Below are 16,491 nucleotides of genomic sequence, written 5' to 3'. Positions count from 1 at the left end.
TCAGTCCTCGGCGAGTTCGAGGATCGATACGGAGCGATCGCCCAGGAGCGCCGCCGCGGTCACCGGACCGTCGAACTCGTCGCCGGTGTCGGTGTCCCGCCAGCGTCCTGCGGGCAGTTCGACGATCGCGTTCTCCCGGATCTCGTCGCCGTAGAAGGTGTGCGACAGCCGCACGCCGACCACCACGACCTCCGGCGGTGCACCCGCAGCGGGTCCCCGCGAGAACGCGATCAGATGACGGGCCGCGGTGCCGATCGTGCGTACCTCGTCGTATCCCGAACCGGCACCGAACGACGCGGGACGCCGCCGGCGCATGGCGAGCGCCGAGCGGATCAGCCGGTACTTCGGATGATCGGTGCTGCGCGAATAGTCCACCGGCCGCCGGTTGTCGGGATCGGTGAGGGAGTGATTCCACCACTGGCTGCCCTGGTAGAGGTCGCCGACACCGGGACCGAGCAGGGCCACGGCGGTCCGGGACAGCGATTCGGCACGTCCGGCCGGTACGATGACCGAGACGAACTCGCCGATCAGCTCCGCGGGACGGCCGCTCATCAGGTCGTCCAGCCAGTCGAGGGTCTCCTGCTCGGCGGCCTCGTTGCGTGACGACCAGGACGTGACCAAGGCGGCCTCACGCATCGCCTTGGTGGCGTAGTCGGCGAGACGCCGGCGGACGTCGTCGTCGGGTGTGCCCTGCGCGGGCCACAGTCCGATGACGTTCTGGAGCAGCAGATAGGCGGTCCGCTCGTGCGGGGGTGGGCACTCCCGGAGGATCCGGTTCACCAGCAGATTCCATCGTTGGGGCACCTGTGCGATCACCGAGATCCGGGAGCGGACGTCCATGCTGCGCTTGGTGTCGTGGGTGCTGGTGGCGGTGAGGCCGAGCGGATACCGTGCGGCGCGGACGCGGTTACGGTCGTGGAACTCGCCGCGCGCGATCGCGGGGACCCGCGGATTGCAGCCGAGCTCCTGCGTCGACACCAGGCGCGCGGTGCGGTGGAAGCCGATGTCCTCGATGGCCTTCGCCTGGACGGCCGCCGCCAGCTCACTCACCCGGAACGCCGCCTCCTCGTGCCGGACGGGGTCGTCGAACACCGTGTCGAGGGCGTCGAATCCGGCTTCCGCGTTCGGTTGCGCCGCACGTGCCCGGGTGATGGCCGCGGCGGTGAGCGCACGGTCGACCGGATAGTCGGGCCGGCTCACGTTGATCAGTGCGATGAACGTCGCGAGCGCCTGCTCGACCAGATAGAGGGGATGGTCGACCCCGGTGTGCTCGAGAACGGACTGCACCACCGCGGTGCTGGCCCAGCGCATGCGGGTGGGGAACGACGACCGCATGGTCGACTCGCGCAGCTGGTGGGCGAGGGACGACAGCTGATCGCCGTCGCCGTACACGCCGGTCACCGTCCGGTAGACCTCGTCGAGCTCGATCACGCCCGGCGCCGCGGTGAACGCCGCCTCGATGAGCTGCAGCTGTTCGTAGCCGGTGGTTCCCTCGACCGGCAGCGACGGGTCGAGTCGTTCGTCGTCGGGCACCGACAGCGCCTTCTCGACATAGATCAGCCGGTCCGGCCCGACCAGTGCGCGCAGCGAGGTCAGATAGCCGAGCGGGTCGCACAGCCCGTCGAGGTGGTCCACGCGCACACCGTCCACGAGGTCGTCGGCGACCAGTTCGGCGAGCCAGGCGTGGGTCGCGGCGAACACCTCCGGATCCTCCTGACGGAGCGCCGCCAACTCGCTGATGTCCAGATAGCACCGGTACGACAACCGGTTGCTGTCGTGGGGCACCAGTCGATAGTGCTGGCGGTTGAGCACGACCCGCGGGTCGTCGCCCGGCGCGGCGCTGCCCGGCGTGGTCGGCAGCACCCACTCGTACAGGTGCAGGTTGCCGTCGTCGTCGAGCGTGAGCGCATCCAGATCGTCCTCGGATCCCAGATAGGGGAGGGCGATCACGTCGGCGGCACCGTCGACGGTCACCGGCCGCAGGTCGAAGCAACGGCTGTAGCGCGACTCCACACCGTGCCGCAGGACATCGGCCCACCACGGATTGTGCAGCGGAGCGCCGACCCCGCAGTGGTTGGGCACGATGTCCAGCACGATGCCGATGCCCGCGGCGCGAGCCGTCTCGCGGAGCAGGCGGTAGCCGTCGTCACCCCCGAGGAGCGGTGCGATCCGGCCCGGTGGCAGCCAGTCGTAGCCGTGCTGCGAGCCGGGGCAGGCCTCGAGGACGGGGGAGAGATAGAGGTGGGAGATGCCCAGGTCCACCAGTTGATCGAGGATGCCCGCCACCTCCGCGAAGGCGAACTCGGGACTGAGCTGGACCCGGTAGGTGGCCACCGGCTCGATCGGGAAGGTGGGCATCGAAGAAATCGTACCGGCGGTCAGCGGGGTTTCAGGGCCGATCGGGCCCCGTCGACGATCACCCGCACGGCGCGGGTGAACTCGCCGGTGAAATCGCGGCCCGACGGACCGATGACGCCCAGGCGTTCCATCTGGGCGCGGGTCTGCTCCTCGATGGTCAGACCGAGTGTGAGCTGGACCAGCGCCGTCGCGAGTCCCTCGGCGACGGGCGCGGGAAGTCCCCCGGCCCGGGCGCGTTGCTCGAGCCGGGCGGACAGATCGTTGGACGACAGCCCCGACGCCCGCGCGGACGAGACGACTTCGGCGCTGTCCGGAACGGACAGGAGTGCGGCGCGCAGGTCGGCGGTGGCGCCGGCCAGCGCGGTGTCCCACTCGCCGCCGTCGTCGACGCGGACCCGGCCGACGATGTCGTCGGCGAGAGCGGCCAGCATCGTCTGCTTGTCGGGGAAGTGCCAGTACAGGGCGTTGGGGCGGACACCGACTTCGGTGGCGAGCCGGCGCATTGTCAGATCGGCGAGGCTGTGCTCGGCCAGAATGCCGCGAGCGGCGGCGAGGATATCCGCCCGACTGTTGCCCACGCGCCCACAGTAGCAGCGTCCTGTACGCCGTACAGGTGCTCCCTGTACAGTGTTCAGGACATCCGGCCGGGACAAGGAGGTGCACGGTGGACGCGACGGAGATCGCCCGGCTCGACGCCGCCCACGTGTGGCATCCCTACGGCGGATTCCCGGCCGCCACCGCGCCGCTGGTCGTGCGCTCGTGCTCGGGCGTCCGGATCACCGTCGACCTGGCCGACGGCACCGGCGAGCTGATCGACGGCATGAGCTCCTGGTGGGCCGCCATCCACGGCTACGCGCACCCCGTCCTGGACGCCGCCGCGACCGCCCAGCTCGCCGACATGAGCCATGTGATGTTCGGCGGGCTCACCCACCAGCCGGCCGTCGACCTCGCGCGACGCCTCGTCGACCTCACCCCGGAACCGCTGACCAAGGTGTTCTTCGCCGACTCCGGATCGGTCTCCGTGGAAGTCGCGATCAAGATGGCGGTCCAGTACCAGCGCAGTCGCGGCCGCCCCGGCCGCACACGGCTGCTGACCTGGCGTGGGGGTTACCACGGCGACACCCTCAACCCGATGAGCGTCTGCGACCCGGACGGCGGCATGCATGCGATGTGGCGGTCCGTCCTGCCCGACCAGACCTTCGTGGACGCCCCACCGGCCGCCGGCGCCGATCCCGCCGCCGTCCAGGCCTACCTGCAGATGCTCGACGACGCCGTCGGCGGCCAGGCGGAGCGGCTGGCCGCCGTCATCATCGAACCGGTCGTGCAGGGCGCCGGAGGCATGACCTTCCACGATCCCGAGATCGTCGCCGGGCTCCGGCGGATCTGCGATCGGCACGACGTCCTGCTGATCTGCGACGAGATCGCCACCGGCTTCGGACGGACGGGCACCATGTTCGCCGTCGAACACGCCGGGATCGCCCCCGACATCCTGTGCGTCGGCAAAGCGCTGACCGGCGGCTACCTCACCCTCGCTGCCACCCTGACCACCGACGAGATCGCCCACGTGATCAGCGCGGGAGAGGCCGGCGGGCTCGCACACGGCCCCACCTTCATGGCCAACCCGCTGGCCTGTGCGGTCGCCGGCGCCTCCCTCGGCCTCCTCGACGAGGGAACCTGGCGGGAACGGGTTCCGGCGATCGGCGCGCGGCTGGCGGCGGGCCTGACGGCCCTCGCCGGGGAGCCGGGAATCGCCGACGTCCGCACCCTCGGCGCCATCGGCGTGATCGAACTCGACCGGGACGTCGACATGGCGGCGGCCACGGCGGCGGCCGTCGACGCCGGCGTCTGGCTCCGGCCCTTCCGGAACCTCGTCTACGCCATGCCGCCGTTCGTCTGCACCGACGGCGACGTCGACGCCATCGCGCGGGGCATGGTCGCCGCCGCCCGGGCGAGCCTGCGCGCGACATGCGAGGAGGTCGCATGACCGCGCCCGCCGACACCGACCCGCTGGCCTGGCTCGCCGACGACGCGGCCGCCGTCGCCGCGGCCGGCCTGCACCGCTCACCGCAACCACGCACACTCGATGCGCAGCACGTCAACCTGGCGTCCAACGACTATCTCGGCCTGTCCACCCACCCCGACGTGATCGCCGGGGCTCACCACGCCGTCGACGCCTGGGGAGCGGGATCGACGTCGTCGCGTCTGGTGTCCGGCACCACGCAGGCGCACCTCGACTTCGAGGACGACGTCGCCGACTTCCTCGGCACGCCCGCCGCACTCGCGTTCTCGTCCGGATACCTGGCCAATCTCGGTGCCGTCACGGCGCTCGCCGGTCGCGGCGATCTGATCGTCAGCGACACCGGAACCCACGCATTGCTGATCGACGGCTGCCGGCTGTCCCGGGCACGCGTGGTCGTGGTCGGCCGCGGAGACGCCGACGCCGTCCGGGCCGCCTTGTCCGAGCGCACCGAGGAGCGGGCACTGGTCGTCACCGACTCGGTCTACAGCATCGACGGGGAGATCGCGCCCGTCGCCGACCTGTACGAGGCCGCTCACCGCAACGGCGCCACCCTGCTGGTCGACGAGGCGCACGCCCTCGGCGTCCGGGGACCCGGCGGCCGGGGAGTGGTCGCCGAATGCGGACTGTCCGGGGCCGACGGCCTCGTCGTCACGACGGTCGCCTCCAAGTCGCTCGGCGCGCAGGGTGGACTCGTCGCCGGGCCTGCGCGGCTCCGCGACCACCTGATCGATCGTGCACGCACCTTCATCTTCGACACCGGACTGAACCCGGCCGCCGTCGGCGCCGCCCACGCCGCGCTCGGAATCCTGCGCGCCGACCCCGAGCTGCCCGTCCGGCTCCGGGCCTCGGCGGCCGCCTTCGCCCGGGCCGTCGGTGCGCCGACCCCCCAGGCCGCGGTCGTCTCCCTGATCGTCGGCGACCCGAACGACGCCGTCGCCGCCGCCGCGCACTGCCGGGACCGCGGTCTGCTGGTCGGCTGCTTCCGGCCTCCGTCGGTCCCGGTCGGCACCTCCCGGCTGCGGGTGACGGTGCGCGCCGACCTCGACGACGCCACGCTCCGCGACGTCGCCGGGATCGTGCAGGAGGCCCTCGAGCAGGTGCGGGCCCGATGACCGGTTCGCCGCGAGTGCTCATCGTGACGGGCACGTCCACCGACGTCGGCAAGACCGTCGCCGTCGCCGCACTGGCGGCCGCCGCCCGCGCCGACGGGCTGACCGTCGCCGTCTGCAAACCCGCCCAGACCGGGGTCGCCCCCGGCGAGGCCGGCGACCTCGCCGCCGTCACCGCACTCACCGGCCCGCTGCCCACCGCGGAGATCGTGCGGTACCCGGACGCACTGGCGCCGGAGACCGCCGCCCGGCGCAGCGGGGGACCGCCGCTGTCGGTCGAGGCGGTGCGGGCGGCCGTCGATCGGCTCTCCGCCGCCGCCGACCTGGTCCTGGTCGAGGGTGCCGGCGGCGTCCTGGTGCGTTTGGCACCCGACCTCACGATCATCGACCTCGCCGCGGACCTGGACGCGCCGGTCATCGTCGTCACCGACCCCGGACTCGGAAGCCTCAACCACACCGAACTCACCGTGCGTGCCCTCACCGACCGCGGCCTCGACGTCGCCGGCCTGGTCCTCGGATCCTGGCCCGCCCGGCCCGACCTGGCGATGACCTGCAACCGTGACGACCTGCCGCGCCTGACCGGACGACCGATCCTCGGCGCCGTCCCCGCCGGGGCCGGCGCGCTGGCCGCCGGCCGGTTCCGCGCCGAGGCCCCCGGCTGGTGGGACAGACCGCCGTGGCGTCCGGCCGGCCCACCACCGGCAAGCACGCAGCCCACCGTCGACACCAACTCAGGAGCCATCCGATGACGACCACCGCCCACCAGCCCACACCGGCCCGCGACGAGACCGGCCCCGACATCCTCGCGGTGGCACGCGAGCAGGTCCTCGACCGCGGCGAGGCACTCGATCGCGACCAGATCCTGCAGGTGCTCACCCTGCCCGACGATCGCCTCACCGAGCTGCTGCAACTGGCGCACGACGTCCGCATGCGCTGGTGCGGCCCCGAAGTCGAGGTCGAGGGGATCATCTCCCTCAAGACCGGCGGGTGCCCCGAGGACTGCCACTTCTGCAGCCAGTCCGGTCTGTTCGCGTCCCCGGTGCGCAGCGCCTGGATCGACATCCCCTCGCTCGTCGAAGCCGCCAAACAGACCGCCAAGACCGGCGCCACCGAGTTCTGCATCGTCGCCGCCGTCCGCGGCCCGGACAAACGACTCATGAGCCAGGTCGCCGCCGGCATCGAAGCGATCCGCAACGAGGTCGACATCCAGATCGCCTGCAGCCTCGGCATGCTCACGCAGGAGCAGGTCGACGAGCTCGCGGCGATGGGGGTGCACCGCTACAACCACAACCTGGAGACCGCCCGCAGTCACTTCCCGAACGTCGTCACCACCCACACCTACGAGGAACGGTGGGACACCCTCTCGATGGTGCGCGACGCCGGAATGGAGGTCTGCTGCGGCGGCATCCTCGGCATGGGGGAGACCGTGGAGCAGCGCGCCGAATTCGCGGCGGAACTGGCCGAACTGAATCCCGACGAAGTACCGCTCAACTTCCTGAACCCGCGCCCGGGCACCCCGTTCGGCGACCTCGACGTGCTGCCCGCCTCCGAGGCGCTCAAAGCCGTCGCCGCCTTCCGGCTCGCCCTGCCGCGCACCATCCTGCGGTTCGCGGGAGGACGCGAGATCACCCTCGGCGACCTCGGGGCCCAGCAGGGGATCCTCGGCGGCATCAACGCCGTCATCGTCGGCAACTACCTGACCACGCTCGGCCGGCCGGCCGAATCGGACCTCGATCTGCTCGCCGACCTGGAGATGCCGATCAAGGCCCTGGGCGACGTCCTGTGATCCCGGAGTAGCGTCGTCAGCGATGAGTGAAGCGATGACGAGCGTGCCCGGCCCGCTCACCGAGCCGTTGCGCTACGGCGTGTACACCGGCATCGAGCTGGACCTGGAAGCGCCCGAGACGGTCCCGGCCGCGGCGCGCCTCGGACTGGAACCGCCGCGGTATTGCGGGCGATGCGGACGCCGCATGGTCGTGCAGGTCCGCCCCGACGGCTGGGAGGCACGCTGCTCACGGCACGGCGTCATCGACTCGACCGAACTGGGGGAGCGATGAAACCCATGGTGCGCGCACTCGGCGTCGCCGCCACCCTGCTGATCCTCGCGGTGGCGGCAGGTGCGGCATGGGCGCTGTTCGCCCCGCGCCCCGACGTCGTCGTCTCCGGAGGCGACGCCGGAATCCCGATGGCCTCCGTCGACCGCATCTACAGCGGTGTCGCCGTCTACGCCGTGATCGCGGCGGTCCTCGGGATCCTCGTGGCACTCGTCGTCTGGTTCGGGATGCCGCGCACCCGCGGGCCCCTCTCCGTCCTCTACACGGTCGCCGCGGCCCTCGCCGGCGGCGGCATCGCGATGGCGGCCGGCACCGGATTGGCGAAGCTGCGCGTCCCCGAGCTCAACCCGCACAAGGACGGCACCTACCCGTCGGTGATCGACCTCTGGCTCAAGAACGCGAGCCTGGCGAACCAGCCAGCCCCGTGGCTGCTGCTGGTGATCGCCCCCGGACTGGCCGCACTGACCTGCTTCTTCCTGGCGACCGCATCGAACAGTCAGGATCTGGGAGTCGGCGACGGCGACCCGGCCGACGACGGTTTCGCGCCGATCCCGGTCACGGCGGAGGGCGCAACGTAGCGAACTCGTCCGTCACGACCAAGGCGTCGTCGGCGAACGTGTAGAGCGACGGCGGCCGGCCGCCGGACCGGCCGGTCCGGCCGACCGTGCCGGTCGCGACCACCACACCGCGCCGGGACAGCACCCGCAGCAGATTGGTGGCGTCCACCGGATAGCCGAGCGCGGCACCGTAGATCTCGGCGAGCTCCGACATGGGGAACTGGCCGGGAGCCAACGCGAACGCGATGTTCGTGTACGACAGTTTCGCCGCCAGCCGTCCGCGGGCGAGCCGCACGATCTCGGCGTGGTCGTATGCGAGAGCGGGCAGATCGTCCACATCCACCCAGGCCGCCGCGGCGGCGGGGTCGGCGGGAACGTCGGCGGGCACCAGACCCAGATAGGTCGAGGCGATGGTCCGGGATGCCGGCACCCGATCGGGATCGGACAGCAGTGCCAACTGCTCCAGATGGGCGATCCTGGTCAGACCGCACTGGGCGCCCAGGTGACGTTCGGCGGCCGCCTCGAGGGTCTCGCGCGGACCGACGTCGCCGCCCGGCAGCCGCCAGCCGGAGTCCGGGTCCCGGGCCAGCAGGACGTGCAGCGACGCGTCGCCGTCCTCGGCGTTCACCCGGAACACGGCGCTGAGCACCTCGATATGGGGTACCTCGACATGGGGCACCTCGACCTGGGGCACGTCGGTATCGGTCGGCATGGGCACGAGTCTAGGTCGGGAGGGAATGCCCCGGCGCAGCCCGGTGTTACGATGAGGGAACAGTTTTCGATCTACGGTCGAAAACCCCTCCGGGGCCACAGCCCGGTGCCCGGGGACCAGCGAAGAGGAGTGCAGTCGCGATGACCTCTGGAACCATCCGCCGAACCGAGACCGACCTCGGCATGCCCGACCCGCGGCACGGTATCCCGCCCGCCTACGGCGGCATCGAGCCCGACGAGGCCTGGGCCGCCGAGGTCAAGCGTCTGGCGGCCGAACGCAACGCCGTCATCCTGGCGCACAACTACCAGCTGCCCTCCATCCAGGACATCGCCGACCACGTCGGCGACTCGCTGGCCCTCTCCCGGATCGCGGCCGAGGTGGAGGCCGACGAGATCGTGTTCTGCGGTGTGCACTTCATGGCCGAGACCGCCAAGATCCTGAGCCCGGAGAAGCGGGTGCTGATCCCGGACGAGCGGGCGGGCTGCTCGCTGGCCGACTCGATCACCGCCGACGAGCTCCGCGAGTGGAAGGCCGAGTTCCCGGACGCCCTGGTCGTCTCGTACGTGAACACGACCGCGGAGGTGAAGGGACTGACCGACATCTGCTGCACCTCGTCGAACGCCGTCGACGTGGTCGCCTCGATCGATCCGGACACCGAAGTGCTGTTTCTTCCCGACCAGTTCCTGGGCGCGCACGTCAAGCGCGAGACGGGGCGGGACAACATCCACATCTGGGCCGGTGAATGCCATGTGCACGCCGGCATCAACGGCGACGAACTGACCGAGCAGGCTGACGCGCACCCGGACGCCGAGCTGTACATCCACCCCGAGTGCGGTTGTGCGACGTCGGCGCTCTACCTGGCCGGCGAGGGTGCCGTGCCGAGCGAGAAGGTGCACATCCTCTCCACCGGCGGCATGGTCGACGAGGCCCGCGGCTCGCACGCCAAGCAGGTGCTGGTGGCCACCGAGATCGGCATGCTGCATCAGCTGCGTGCGGCGGCCCCGGAGGTCGACTTCCAGCCGGTGAATCCGCGCGCCGCCTGCCCGTACATGAAGATGATCACGCCCGCGGCACTGCTGCGCGCACTGCGCGAAGGCAAGGACGAGGTGCACGTGGCACCGGACGTGGCCGAACGCGCCCGCAAGAGCGTCGAGCGGATGATCGCCATCGGCAATCCGGGAAGCGGTGAATGATCCGGTGAACGCGAGCACAGGGGACAGCGGCTTCATCGGCCAGGAGGATGCGGCGGACACGCTCGACTTCACGGTCACCGAGGAACTGCTCGCGCTCATCTCCACGGCACTCGACGAGGATCTGCGCTACGGGCCGGACATCACGACCCTGGCGACGGTGCCGCCGGAGACGGTGGCGGATGCCGAGATCGTCAGCCGTCAGGCCGGTGTGATCGCCGGACTGCCGGTGGTGCGGGCCGTGTTCGACCTGGTGATCGGTTCTGCCAACTACACGGTGTCCTCGGAACTGACCGACGGCAGCCGCGTCGAGCCGGGCACGGTGGTGATGGCGGTGAAGGCTCCGGCCGCGTCGTTGCTGACCGCCGAACGCACCGCCCTGAACCTGCTGTGCCATCTGTCCGGCATCGCGACGGCCACCGCGCAGTGGGTGGATGCGGTCGACGGGACGGGAACGAAGATCCGGGACTCGCGCAAGACGCTGCCCGGAATGCGGTTCCTGCAGAAGTACGCGGTCCGCGCCGGCGGCGGCGTGAACCATCGCATGGGTCTGGGTGATGCCGCGCTGATCAAGGACAATCACGTGGTCGCTGCGGGCGGTGTCGCGAACGCCTTGACCGCGGTGCGGGCCGCCGCACCGGAGCTGCCGGTCGAGGTGGAGGTCGACTCGCTGGACCAGCTCGACGAGGTGCTGCCGTTGAAGCCGCAGCTGGTGCTGCTCGACAACTTCGAGCCGTGGGCCACCCAGATGGCCGTGCAGCGTCGCGACGCGCAGAGCCCCGACACCAAGCTGGAGTCCTCCGGTGGTCTGTCGCTCGACGAGGCCATGGACTACGCCCGCACCGGTGTCGACTATCTCGCGGTCGGCGCCCTGACGCATTCGGTCACCGTTCTCGACCTCGGCCTGGACTGGTAGCGGCGAGTCGCCGGAACCGCGACACGCTCCCGCGCGTCTCATCCCGTATGGGGGACAGTGGGGAACTGGCAGCCGAACTCGCCTGCCGCGACGGTGTGATCACCACGGATCGTGCGATGGCCTGCGGCCTGACGCCGGCGCAGATCAGACACCGGGTCCGGACCGGTGCCTGGAAACACGTGGCACACGGCGTCTACCGCTCCGCATCGCACGAATACTCCGAGGCGGCGCTCGTGCGTGCGGCGGTCGCCGCCCACGGCGCGGTCGCCGATCGGACGACCGCTGCGTGGTGGCACGGCCTCCAGGGCGAGTGCGAAACGCCGCTCACCCTGGCCGTACGGGACTCCCGGCGGCCGGCGACGTGGACCGAGTGCCCGGTCGATGCGATCGTGCGTCGCTATCACCCGACGGACGTGATCGACCTTCGCGGGCTCGCGGTGACAGCCCTGGCCATCACCGTGCTGACGGCTGCCGCCCAGGTCAGTGACGGGGCGCGCGTGATCGACCGGGCGTTACAGCGGCAGCCCGTGACCCTGGCGGACCTGACCGCCGCAGCGGACAGGAACGCCGGACTGCGCGGTCTCGCCGAAGCACGCCGACTACTCAAGATCGCCGGTGGCGACACGGAGTCGGCCGCCGAACGGGCGTTCCTGGCGCTGGTGAAGGGTGAACGGATCACCGGTTGGGTGCTCCAGTATCGGTTCGGTCGCTGGCCGGTCGACATCGCCTGGCCGGTGGAGAAGGTGGCGGTGGAGATCGACGGATGGTCATACCACCACGGGGTCGATCAGTTCGACCGCGACCGGAGGAAACGGAACGCCCTGTCAGCGGCGCATTGGATCGTGCTGTCCTTCACCTGGCACCAGCTCACCTACGAGCCCGGCGACTGCCTGCGGCAACTCGCGGAAGCCCTCGCCGAACGCCGCGCCGAACTCTCCTGAGAACTCCTGAGAACACGGGAAAACGGTCACCAGATGACCGAATTCCCGTGTTCCGTCGAGCGGGAGGCTACGGTCGCCGCCATGAGCCCGAACTATGACCTTCCGCCGCCGGAGAGTCGCCGATCGCCGGCGACGGCCGAACAAGGAGTCGGGCTGGTGCTGGGATTCCTTGCGCTGGCTGCAGTCGCGGCCACTCTCTATTTCCTTCTCTCTCCACCTCAAGGGTGTTCGGCGGCGGTTCTCACCTCCCCGACCTCCGAGAAGCTCCACCGAGAGACTCGGGACGACTGGAGTGCGGCGCAATGTGCGCAGCAACGAACGCGGTACGTGGTGTATGCGGGAGGCTCCGCGCTCCTCATGGTGTTGCTCGGATCACGTGCTGTGCGGAATCTGAAACGCCGGGAGTGACCGGAGGTAAAAGCGCTGGCGGACACCGCATATCCTGGACGGGTACCCAGATCGCAGTGACGACGGCGATCCCCCTTCGAACGGAGTGCCAGCCCATGCTCGCCCGCACCGACCTTCGCGGTCAGACCCCGACGCTCAGCCAGCTGCGTCGGGCCCTGCCGCGCGGAGGCACCGACGTCAACGCCGTGCTGCCCACGGTCACCCCGGTCGTCGAAGCGGTCGCCGAGCACGGTGCACAGGCCGCACTCGACTACACAGAGAAGTTCGACCGGGTCCGTCCCGCATCGGTACGGGTGCCGGCCGACGTGATCGCCAAAGCCTGCGAAGACCTCGACCCCGCCGTCACCGCGGCACTCGAAGAGTCCATTCGCCGCGCCCGCCTCGTCCACGCCGACCAGCGCCGCAACACCACCGTCACCCAGGTGGTGCCGGGCGGCACCGTCGCCGAGAAATGGATTCCGGTCCGCCGCGTCGGCCTCTACGTACCCGGCGGCAACGCCGTCTACCCGTCGAGCGTCGTCATGAACGTGGTTCCCGCCCAGGAAGCCGGCGTCGGCTCGCTGGTCGTCGCCTCGCCCGCCCAGGCCGACTTCGGCGGCTGGCCGCACCCGACCGTCCTCGCCGCCTGCGCCCTCCTGGGCGTCGACGAGGTGTGGGCCGTCGGCGGCGCCCAGGCCGTCGCCCTGCTCGCCTACGGCGGCACCGACGTCGACGGCAGCGACCTGGACCCCGTCGACCTGATCACCGGCCCCGGCAACATCTACGTCACCGCCGCCAAACGTCTCGTCCGCGGCGTCGTCGGCATCGACTCGGAGGCCGGACCCACCGAGATCGCGATCCTCGCCGACGACTCCGCCGATCCGGTCATCCTCGCCTCCGACCTCATCAGCCAGGCCGAACACGACGTCCTCGCGGCGTCGGTGCTGGTCACCGACAGCGAAACCCTCGCCGATGCCGTCGACGCCGAGGTGCAGCGTCAGGCCGCGACCACCAAACACACCGAACGCGTCACCACGGCGCTGAGCGGCCCGCAATCGGGCATCGTGCTGGTCGACGACATCGACGCCGGACTCGCCGTGGTCGACGCCTACGCCGCCGAACACCTCGAGATCCAGACCCGCGACGCCCAGCGCATCGCCGACCAGGTCACCAGTGCGGGCGCGATCTTCGTCGGTCCGTACGCACCGGTCAGCCTCGGCGACTACTGCGCCGGATCGAACCACGTGCTGCCCACCTCCGGATCGGCGAAGTACGCGTCCGGTCTGTCGGTGCAGACCTTCCTGCGCGGCGTCCACGTCATCGACTACGACAAAGACGCCCTCCAGGACGTCGCCGGCCAGGTCGTCACCCTGGCGCAGGCCGAGGACCTCCCGGCCCACGGCGACGCCGTGACCGCGCGCTTCGGATCCAGCCGATGACCTTTCGACAGGCTCAAGGAGCGGATCGACAGGCTCGAGGAGCGGCGAGTTCAGCGACGCCGGGGAGCCGGGCGACGCTCGACGATCTGCCGCTGCGGGACTCGCTGCGCGGCAAGAGCGCCTACGGCGCGCCGCAGCTGGACGTCTCGGTGGTGCTCAACACCAACGAGAACCCGCACCCGCCGAGCCAGGCACTGGTCGACGACATCGCGCAGGCCGTCTCCGACTGCGCCGGAGAGCTGCACCGCTACCCGGACCGCGACGCGGTCGCGCTGCGGACCGACCTCGCCGACTACCTGAGCGAGGCCACCGGCGTCCGGCTCGATGGGGAGAACATCTGGGCGGCCAACGGCTCCAACGAGATCCTGCAGCAGATCCTGCAGGCCTTCGGCGGACCCGGCCGCAGCGCGATGGGCTTCACCCCGTCGTACTCGATGCACCCGATCATCTCGGACGGCACCCAGACCACCTGGCTGGACGCGAAACGCGGCGCCGACTTCGGGCTCGACGTCGACTACGCGGTCGGGGAGATCGAGGCACGACGTCCCGACATCGTGTTCGTGACCTCCCCGAACAATCCGACCGGGGGCTCGGTGACCCTCGATGAGCTCCGCCGGATCCTCGACGCCGCACCCGGCATCGTGATCGTCGACGAGGCCTACGGGGAGTTCTCCGAGCAACCGAGCGCGGTCGCCCTGATCGACGACTACCCGGCGAAGTTGATCGTCAGCCGCACCATGAGCAAGGCGTTCGCCTTCGCCGGCGGACGTCTCGGCTACCTGGCCGCGGCCCCCGCGATGATCGACGCACTCCTGCTGGTGCGACTCCCGTACCACCTGTCGGTGCTCACCCAGGCCGCGGCCCGGGTGGCGCTGCGGCACTCCGCGGAGACGCTCGCCGGCGTCGCCGCCATCGTGGCCGAACGCACACGGGTCACCGCGGCCTTGACCGCCATGGGCTACGACGTGGTGCCGTCCGACGCCAACTTCATCCTGTTCGGCGAGTTCACCGATGCGGCCGCCGGCTGGCAGCGGTACCTGGACCACGGCGTGCTGATCCGCGACGTCGGCATTCCGCACCGTCTGCGTGCGACCATTGGACTGCCCGCCGAGAACGACGTCTTCCTCGAGGTCAGCCGGCAGCTGGCCGACACCGGGAGCCTGCGAACGGCACCCGCCACCACAGCAACCGATCGAAAGGCCACCTCATGAGCCGCAAGGCACGAGTCGAGCGCACCACGCGCGAGTCGTCGATCGTGGTCGAGATCGACCTCGACGGCACCGGCAAGACCGACATCTCCACGCAGGTGCCGTTCTTCGACCACATGCTGACCGCCTTCGGTGCGCACGGCAGCTTCGACCTGACCGTGCAGGCCAAGGGTGACATCGAGATCGAAGCCCACCACACCGTCGAGGACACGATGATCGTGCTCGGCCAGGCCATCGGTGAGGCGCTCGGCGACAAGAAGGGCATCCGCCGGTTCGGCGACGCCTGGATCCCGATGGACGAGACCCTCGCCCAGGCGGTCGTGGACGTCTCCGGCCGCCCCTACTGCGTGTGCGTGGGAGAGCCCGACCACCTGTTGACGTCGATCATCGGCGGCTACTCGGGTGGCACCGAGGCCGATCCGATCACGTCGTATGCGACGGTCATCAACAAGCACGTGTGGGAGTCGCTCGCCCTCAACGCGCGCATCGCCCTGCACGTCCGCGTCCTCTACGGCCGCGACCCGCACCACATCACCGAAGCCGAGTACAAGGCCGTGGCGCGGGCGCTGCGCGCCGCCGTCGAAGCCGACCCGCGGGCGACGGGCATCCCGTCCACCAAGGGAGCGCTGTGACGGCAGCACCGCAGGTGGCGCTGCTCGACTACGGGTCGGGCAACGTCCGGTCCGGTCATCGTGCACTCGAACGTGCCGGTGCGGAGGTGGTGATCACCTCGGATTTCGACACCGCGATCAACGCCGACGGTCTGCTGGTGCCCGGAGTCGGGGCGTTCGCGGCCTGCATGGAAGGTCTGCGCGCGGTGAAGGGCGACCGGATCATCGGCCGGCGCCTCGCGGGCGGCCGTCCGGTGCTGGGGATCTGCGTCGGCATGCAGATCCTGTTCGAGCGGGGTGTCGAGTTCGGCGTGGAAGCCGACGGCTGCGGCGAATGGCCCGGTGAGATCACCCGGCTGCCGGCTCCCGTTCTGCCGCACATGGGCTGGAACACGGTCGATGCACCCGACGACTCACAGATGTTCGCGGGCATCGACCCGGAGTCCCGGTTCTACTTCGTGCACTCGTATGCGGCGCAGTCGTGGGCGATGGACAGTGAGGGATCGCCGATCCAGGCGCCGACGCTGACCTGGGCCGAGCACGGGGGACCGTTCCTGGCGGCCGTCGAGAACGGGCCGCTGTGGGCCACGCAGTTCCACCCGGAGAAGTCCGGTGCGGTCGGCGGCGCGCTCCTGAGAAACTGGGTGGCGACGCTGTGAGCGCCCGGGACCGCGACGCGGCACCGGTGACGGACCCGCGGGAGGTGTTCTCGTTCGGCCGGATGGCGACCCGGGCACTGGGTGCGGCCGGACTGGTGCTGCTGCTGTCGGTGCCGGCGATCGTGGTGCTGGGCAAGCATTCGCCGGGTGGTGCGCTGGCGGTCGCGGTGCTGGCCGTGGTGCTGACCGTCGCGGTCATCGCGCTGGTCGCGCGCCGCGAGATGCGGCCGATGCAGCAGGCACTCGACGAAGCGCGGGCCCGGGCGAAAGCCAAAGCCGAGGCCGGCGCGAAGACGGACGGCACGAACACCGTCGGCAACGACTGACGAA

General features: G+C 70.6%; 17 protein-coding genes. 14 read left to right on the top strand and 3 right to left on the bottom strand.

The genetic code is table 11. From position 1 onward, the window contains the following. A complete protein-coding gene (treY, locus tag QM774_RS05570) occupies positions 1 to 2,358 on the bottom strand; it encodes a malto-oligosyltrehalose synthase (protein WP_414974931.1) in 2,358 nt (785 codons plus the stop codon). A gap of 20 nt (positions 2,359 to 2,378) precedes the next feature. Then, on the bottom strand, positions 2,379 to 2,936 hold the full coding sequence (locus QM774_RS05565) for a TetR/AcrR family transcriptional regulator (protein ID WP_414974930.1): 558 nt from the start codon (positions 2,934 to 2,936) through the stop codon (positions 2,379 to 2,381). 86 nt (positions 2,937 to 3,022) lie between these two features. Here QM774_RS05565 and QM774_RS05560 point away from each other — a divergent pair, with 86 nt between their 5' ends. The 6 genes from QM774_RS05560 to QM774_RS05535 are packed head-to-tail and all read left to right on the top strand — an operon-like array spanning position 3,023 to position 8,119. Next, on the top strand, positions 3,023 to 4,342 hold the full coding sequence (locus QM774_RS05560; protein ID WP_414974929.1) for an adenosylmethionine--8-amino-7-oxononanoate transaminase: 1,320 nt from the start codon (positions 3,023 to 3,025) through the stop codon (positions 4,340 to 4,342). Then, a complete protein-coding gene (locus QM774_RS05555; RefSeq protein WP_414974928.1) occupies positions 4,339 to 5,490 on the top strand; it encodes an 8-amino-7-oxononanoate synthase in 1,152 nt (383 codons plus the stop codon). Before QM774_RS05560 ends, QM774_RS05555 begins: the two co-directional genes overlap by 4 nt. Beyond that, complete coding sequence (gene bioD / locus QM774_RS05550; protein ID WP_414974927.1) at positions 5,487 to 6,236, top strand: dethiobiotin synthase; 750 nt, start codon at positions 5,487 to 5,489, stop codon at positions 6,234 to 6,236. The genes QM774_RS05555 and bioD overlap by 4 nt, the downstream gene beginning before the upstream one ends. Further along, a complete protein-coding gene (gene bioB / locus QM774_RS05545; protein WP_414974926.1) occupies positions 6,233 to 7,273 on the top strand; it encodes a biotin synthase BioB in 1,041 nt (346 codons plus the stop codon). Before bioD ends, bioB begins: the two co-directional genes overlap by 4 nt. Positions 7,274 to 7,295: 22 nt before the next feature. Continuing rightward, complete coding sequence (locus tag QM774_RS05540; RefSeq protein ID WP_414974925.1) at positions 7,296 to 7,544, top strand: hypothetical protein; 249 nt, start codon at positions 7,296 to 7,298, stop codon at positions 7,542 to 7,544. 5 nt (positions 7,545 to 7,549) lie between these two features. Beyond that, on the top strand, positions 7,550 to 8,119 hold the full coding sequence (locus tag QM774_RS05535) for a hypothetical protein (RefSeq protein ID WP_414974924.1): 570 nt from the start codon (positions 7,550 to 7,552) through the stop codon (positions 8,117 to 8,119). Here QM774_RS05535 and QM774_RS05530 read toward each other — a convergent pair. Continuing rightward, positions 8,097 to 8,810: an NUDIX hydrolase gene (locus QM774_RS05530; protein WP_414974923.1), complete on the bottom strand. Its 714-nt coding sequence runs from the start codon at positions 8,808 to 8,810 to the stop codon at positions 8,097 to 8,099. The genes QM774_RS05535 and QM774_RS05530 overlap by 23 nt on opposite strands. 182 nt (positions 8,811 to 8,992) lie before the next feature. Between QM774_RS05530 and nadA the strand changes: the two genes are divergently transcribed. The 8 genes from nadA to QM774_RS05490 all read left to right on the top strand — a co-directional run bounded on the left by nadA (position 8,993) and on the right by QM774_RS05490 (position 16,487). Beyond that, positions 8,993 to 10,003, top strand: a complete 1,011-nt coding sequence (nadA, locus tag QM774_RS05525; RefSeq protein WP_414976598.1) for a quinolinate synthase NadA — start codon at positions 8,993 to 8,995, stop codon at positions 10,001 to 10,003. A gap of 4 nt (positions 10,004 to 10,007) precedes the next feature. Beyond that, positions 10,008 to 10,916, top strand: a complete 909-nt coding sequence (gene nadC / locus QM774_RS05520) for a carboxylating nicotinate-nucleotide diphosphorylase (RefSeq protein WP_414974922.1) — start codon at positions 10,008 to 10,010, stop codon at positions 10,914 to 10,916. 47 nt (positions 10,917 to 10,963) lie between these two features. Then, positions 10,964 to 11,857 (top strand): type IV toxin-antitoxin system AbiEi family antitoxin domain-containing protein, encoded by an 894-nt coding sequence (locus QM774_RS05515; protein WP_414974921.1) that lies wholly within the window; start codon positions 10,964 to 10,966, stop codon positions 11,855 to 11,857. A gap of 503 nt (positions 11,858 to 12,360) precedes the next feature. Continuing rightward, positions 12,361 to 13,683: a histidinol dehydrogenase gene (gene hisD / locus QM774_RS05510; RefSeq protein ID WP_414974920.1), complete on the top strand. Its 1,323-nt coding sequence runs from the start codon at positions 12,361 to 12,363 to the stop codon at positions 13,681 to 13,683. Continuing rightward, a complete protein-coding gene (locus QM774_RS05505; RefSeq protein ID WP_414974919.1) occupies positions 13,680 to 14,894 on the top strand; it encodes a histidinol-phosphate transaminase in 1,215 nt (404 codons plus the stop codon). The genes hisD and QM774_RS05505 overlap by 4 nt, the downstream gene beginning before the upstream one ends. Continuing rightward, positions 14,891 to 15,523, top strand: a complete 633-nt coding sequence (hisB, locus tag QM774_RS05500) for an imidazoleglycerol-phosphate dehydratase HisB (protein WP_414974918.1) — start codon at positions 14,891 to 14,893, stop codon at positions 15,521 to 15,523. Before QM774_RS05505 ends, hisB begins: the two co-directional genes overlap by 4 nt. Beyond that, a complete protein-coding gene (gene hisH, locus QM774_RS05495; protein WP_414974917.1) occupies positions 15,520 to 16,161 on the top strand; it encodes an imidazole glycerol phosphate synthase subunit HisH in 642 nt (213 codons plus the stop codon). The genes hisB and hisH overlap by 4 nt, the downstream gene beginning before the upstream one ends. Continuing rightward, positions 16,158 to 16,487 carry a hypothetical protein gene (locus QM774_RS05490; RefSeq protein ID WP_414974916.1) on the top strand — a complete coding sequence of 110 codons (330 nt, stop codon included), beginning with the start codon at positions 16,158 to 16,160 and terminating at the stop codon, positions 16,485 to 16,487. The genes hisH and QM774_RS05490 overlap by 4 nt, the downstream gene beginning before the upstream one ends. Positions 16,488 to 16,491 lie beyond the last annotated feature (4 nt).

The sequence above is a fragment of the Gordonia sp. (in: high G+C Gram-positive bacteria) genome (genome assembly GCF_047600565.1).
GTDB lineage: Bacteria > Actinomycetota > Actinomycetes > Mycobacteriales > Mycobacteriaceae > Gordonia.
The sequence above is the reverse complement of the archived record's forward strand: the minus strand, read 5'-3'. Positions and strand labels throughout refer to the sequence as shown.

Excerpts from the sequence above, each read along its gene's own strand:
- treY (WP_414974931.1), bottom strand. The coding sequence starts at position 2,358 with ATGCCCACCTTCCCGATCGAGCCGGTGGCCACCTACCGGGTCCAGCTC.
- QM774_RS05555 (WP_414974928.1), top strand. The coding sequence starts at position 4,339 with ATGACCGCGCCCGCCGACACCGACCCGCTGGCCTGGCTCGCCGACGAC.
- bioD (WP_414974927.1), top strand. The coding sequence starts at position 5,487 with ATGACCGGTTCGCCGCGAGTGCTCATCGTGACGGGCACGTCCACCGAC.
- bioB (WP_414974926.1), top strand. The coding sequence starts at position 6,233 with ATGACGACCACCGCCCACCAGCCCACACCGGCCCGCGACGAGACCGGC.
- QM774_RS05540 (WP_414974925.1), top strand. The coding sequence starts at position 7,296 with ATGAGTGAAGCGATGACGAGCGTGCCCGGCCCGCTCACCGAGCCGTTG.
- QM774_RS05535 (WP_414974924.1), top strand. The coding sequence starts at position 7,550 with ATGGTGCGCGCACTCGGCGTCGCCGCCACCCTGCTGATCCTCGCGGTG.
- QM774_RS05530 (WP_414974923.1), bottom strand. The coding sequence starts at position 8,810 with ATGCCGACCGATACCGACGTGCCCCAGGTCGAGGTGCCCCATGTCGAG.
- nadA (WP_414976598.1), top strand. The coding sequence starts at position 8,993 with ATGCCCGACCCGCGGCACGGTATCCCGCCCGCCTACGGCGGCATCGAG.
- QM774_RS05515 (WP_414974921.1), top strand. The coding sequence starts at position 10,964 with ATGGGGGACAGTGGGGAACTGGCAGCCGAACTCGCCTGCCGCGACGGT.
- hisD (WP_414974920.1), top strand. The coding sequence starts at position 12,361 with ATGCTCGCCCGCACCGACCTTCGCGGTCAGACCCCGACGCTCAGCCAG.
- QM774_RS05505 (WP_414974919.1), top strand. The coding sequence starts at position 13,680 with ATGACCTTTCGACAGGCTCAAGGAGCGGATCGACAGGCTCGAGGAGCG.
- hisB (WP_414974918.1), top strand. The coding sequence starts at position 14,891 with ATGAGCCGCAAGGCACGAGTCGAGCGCACCACGCGCGAGTCGTCGATC.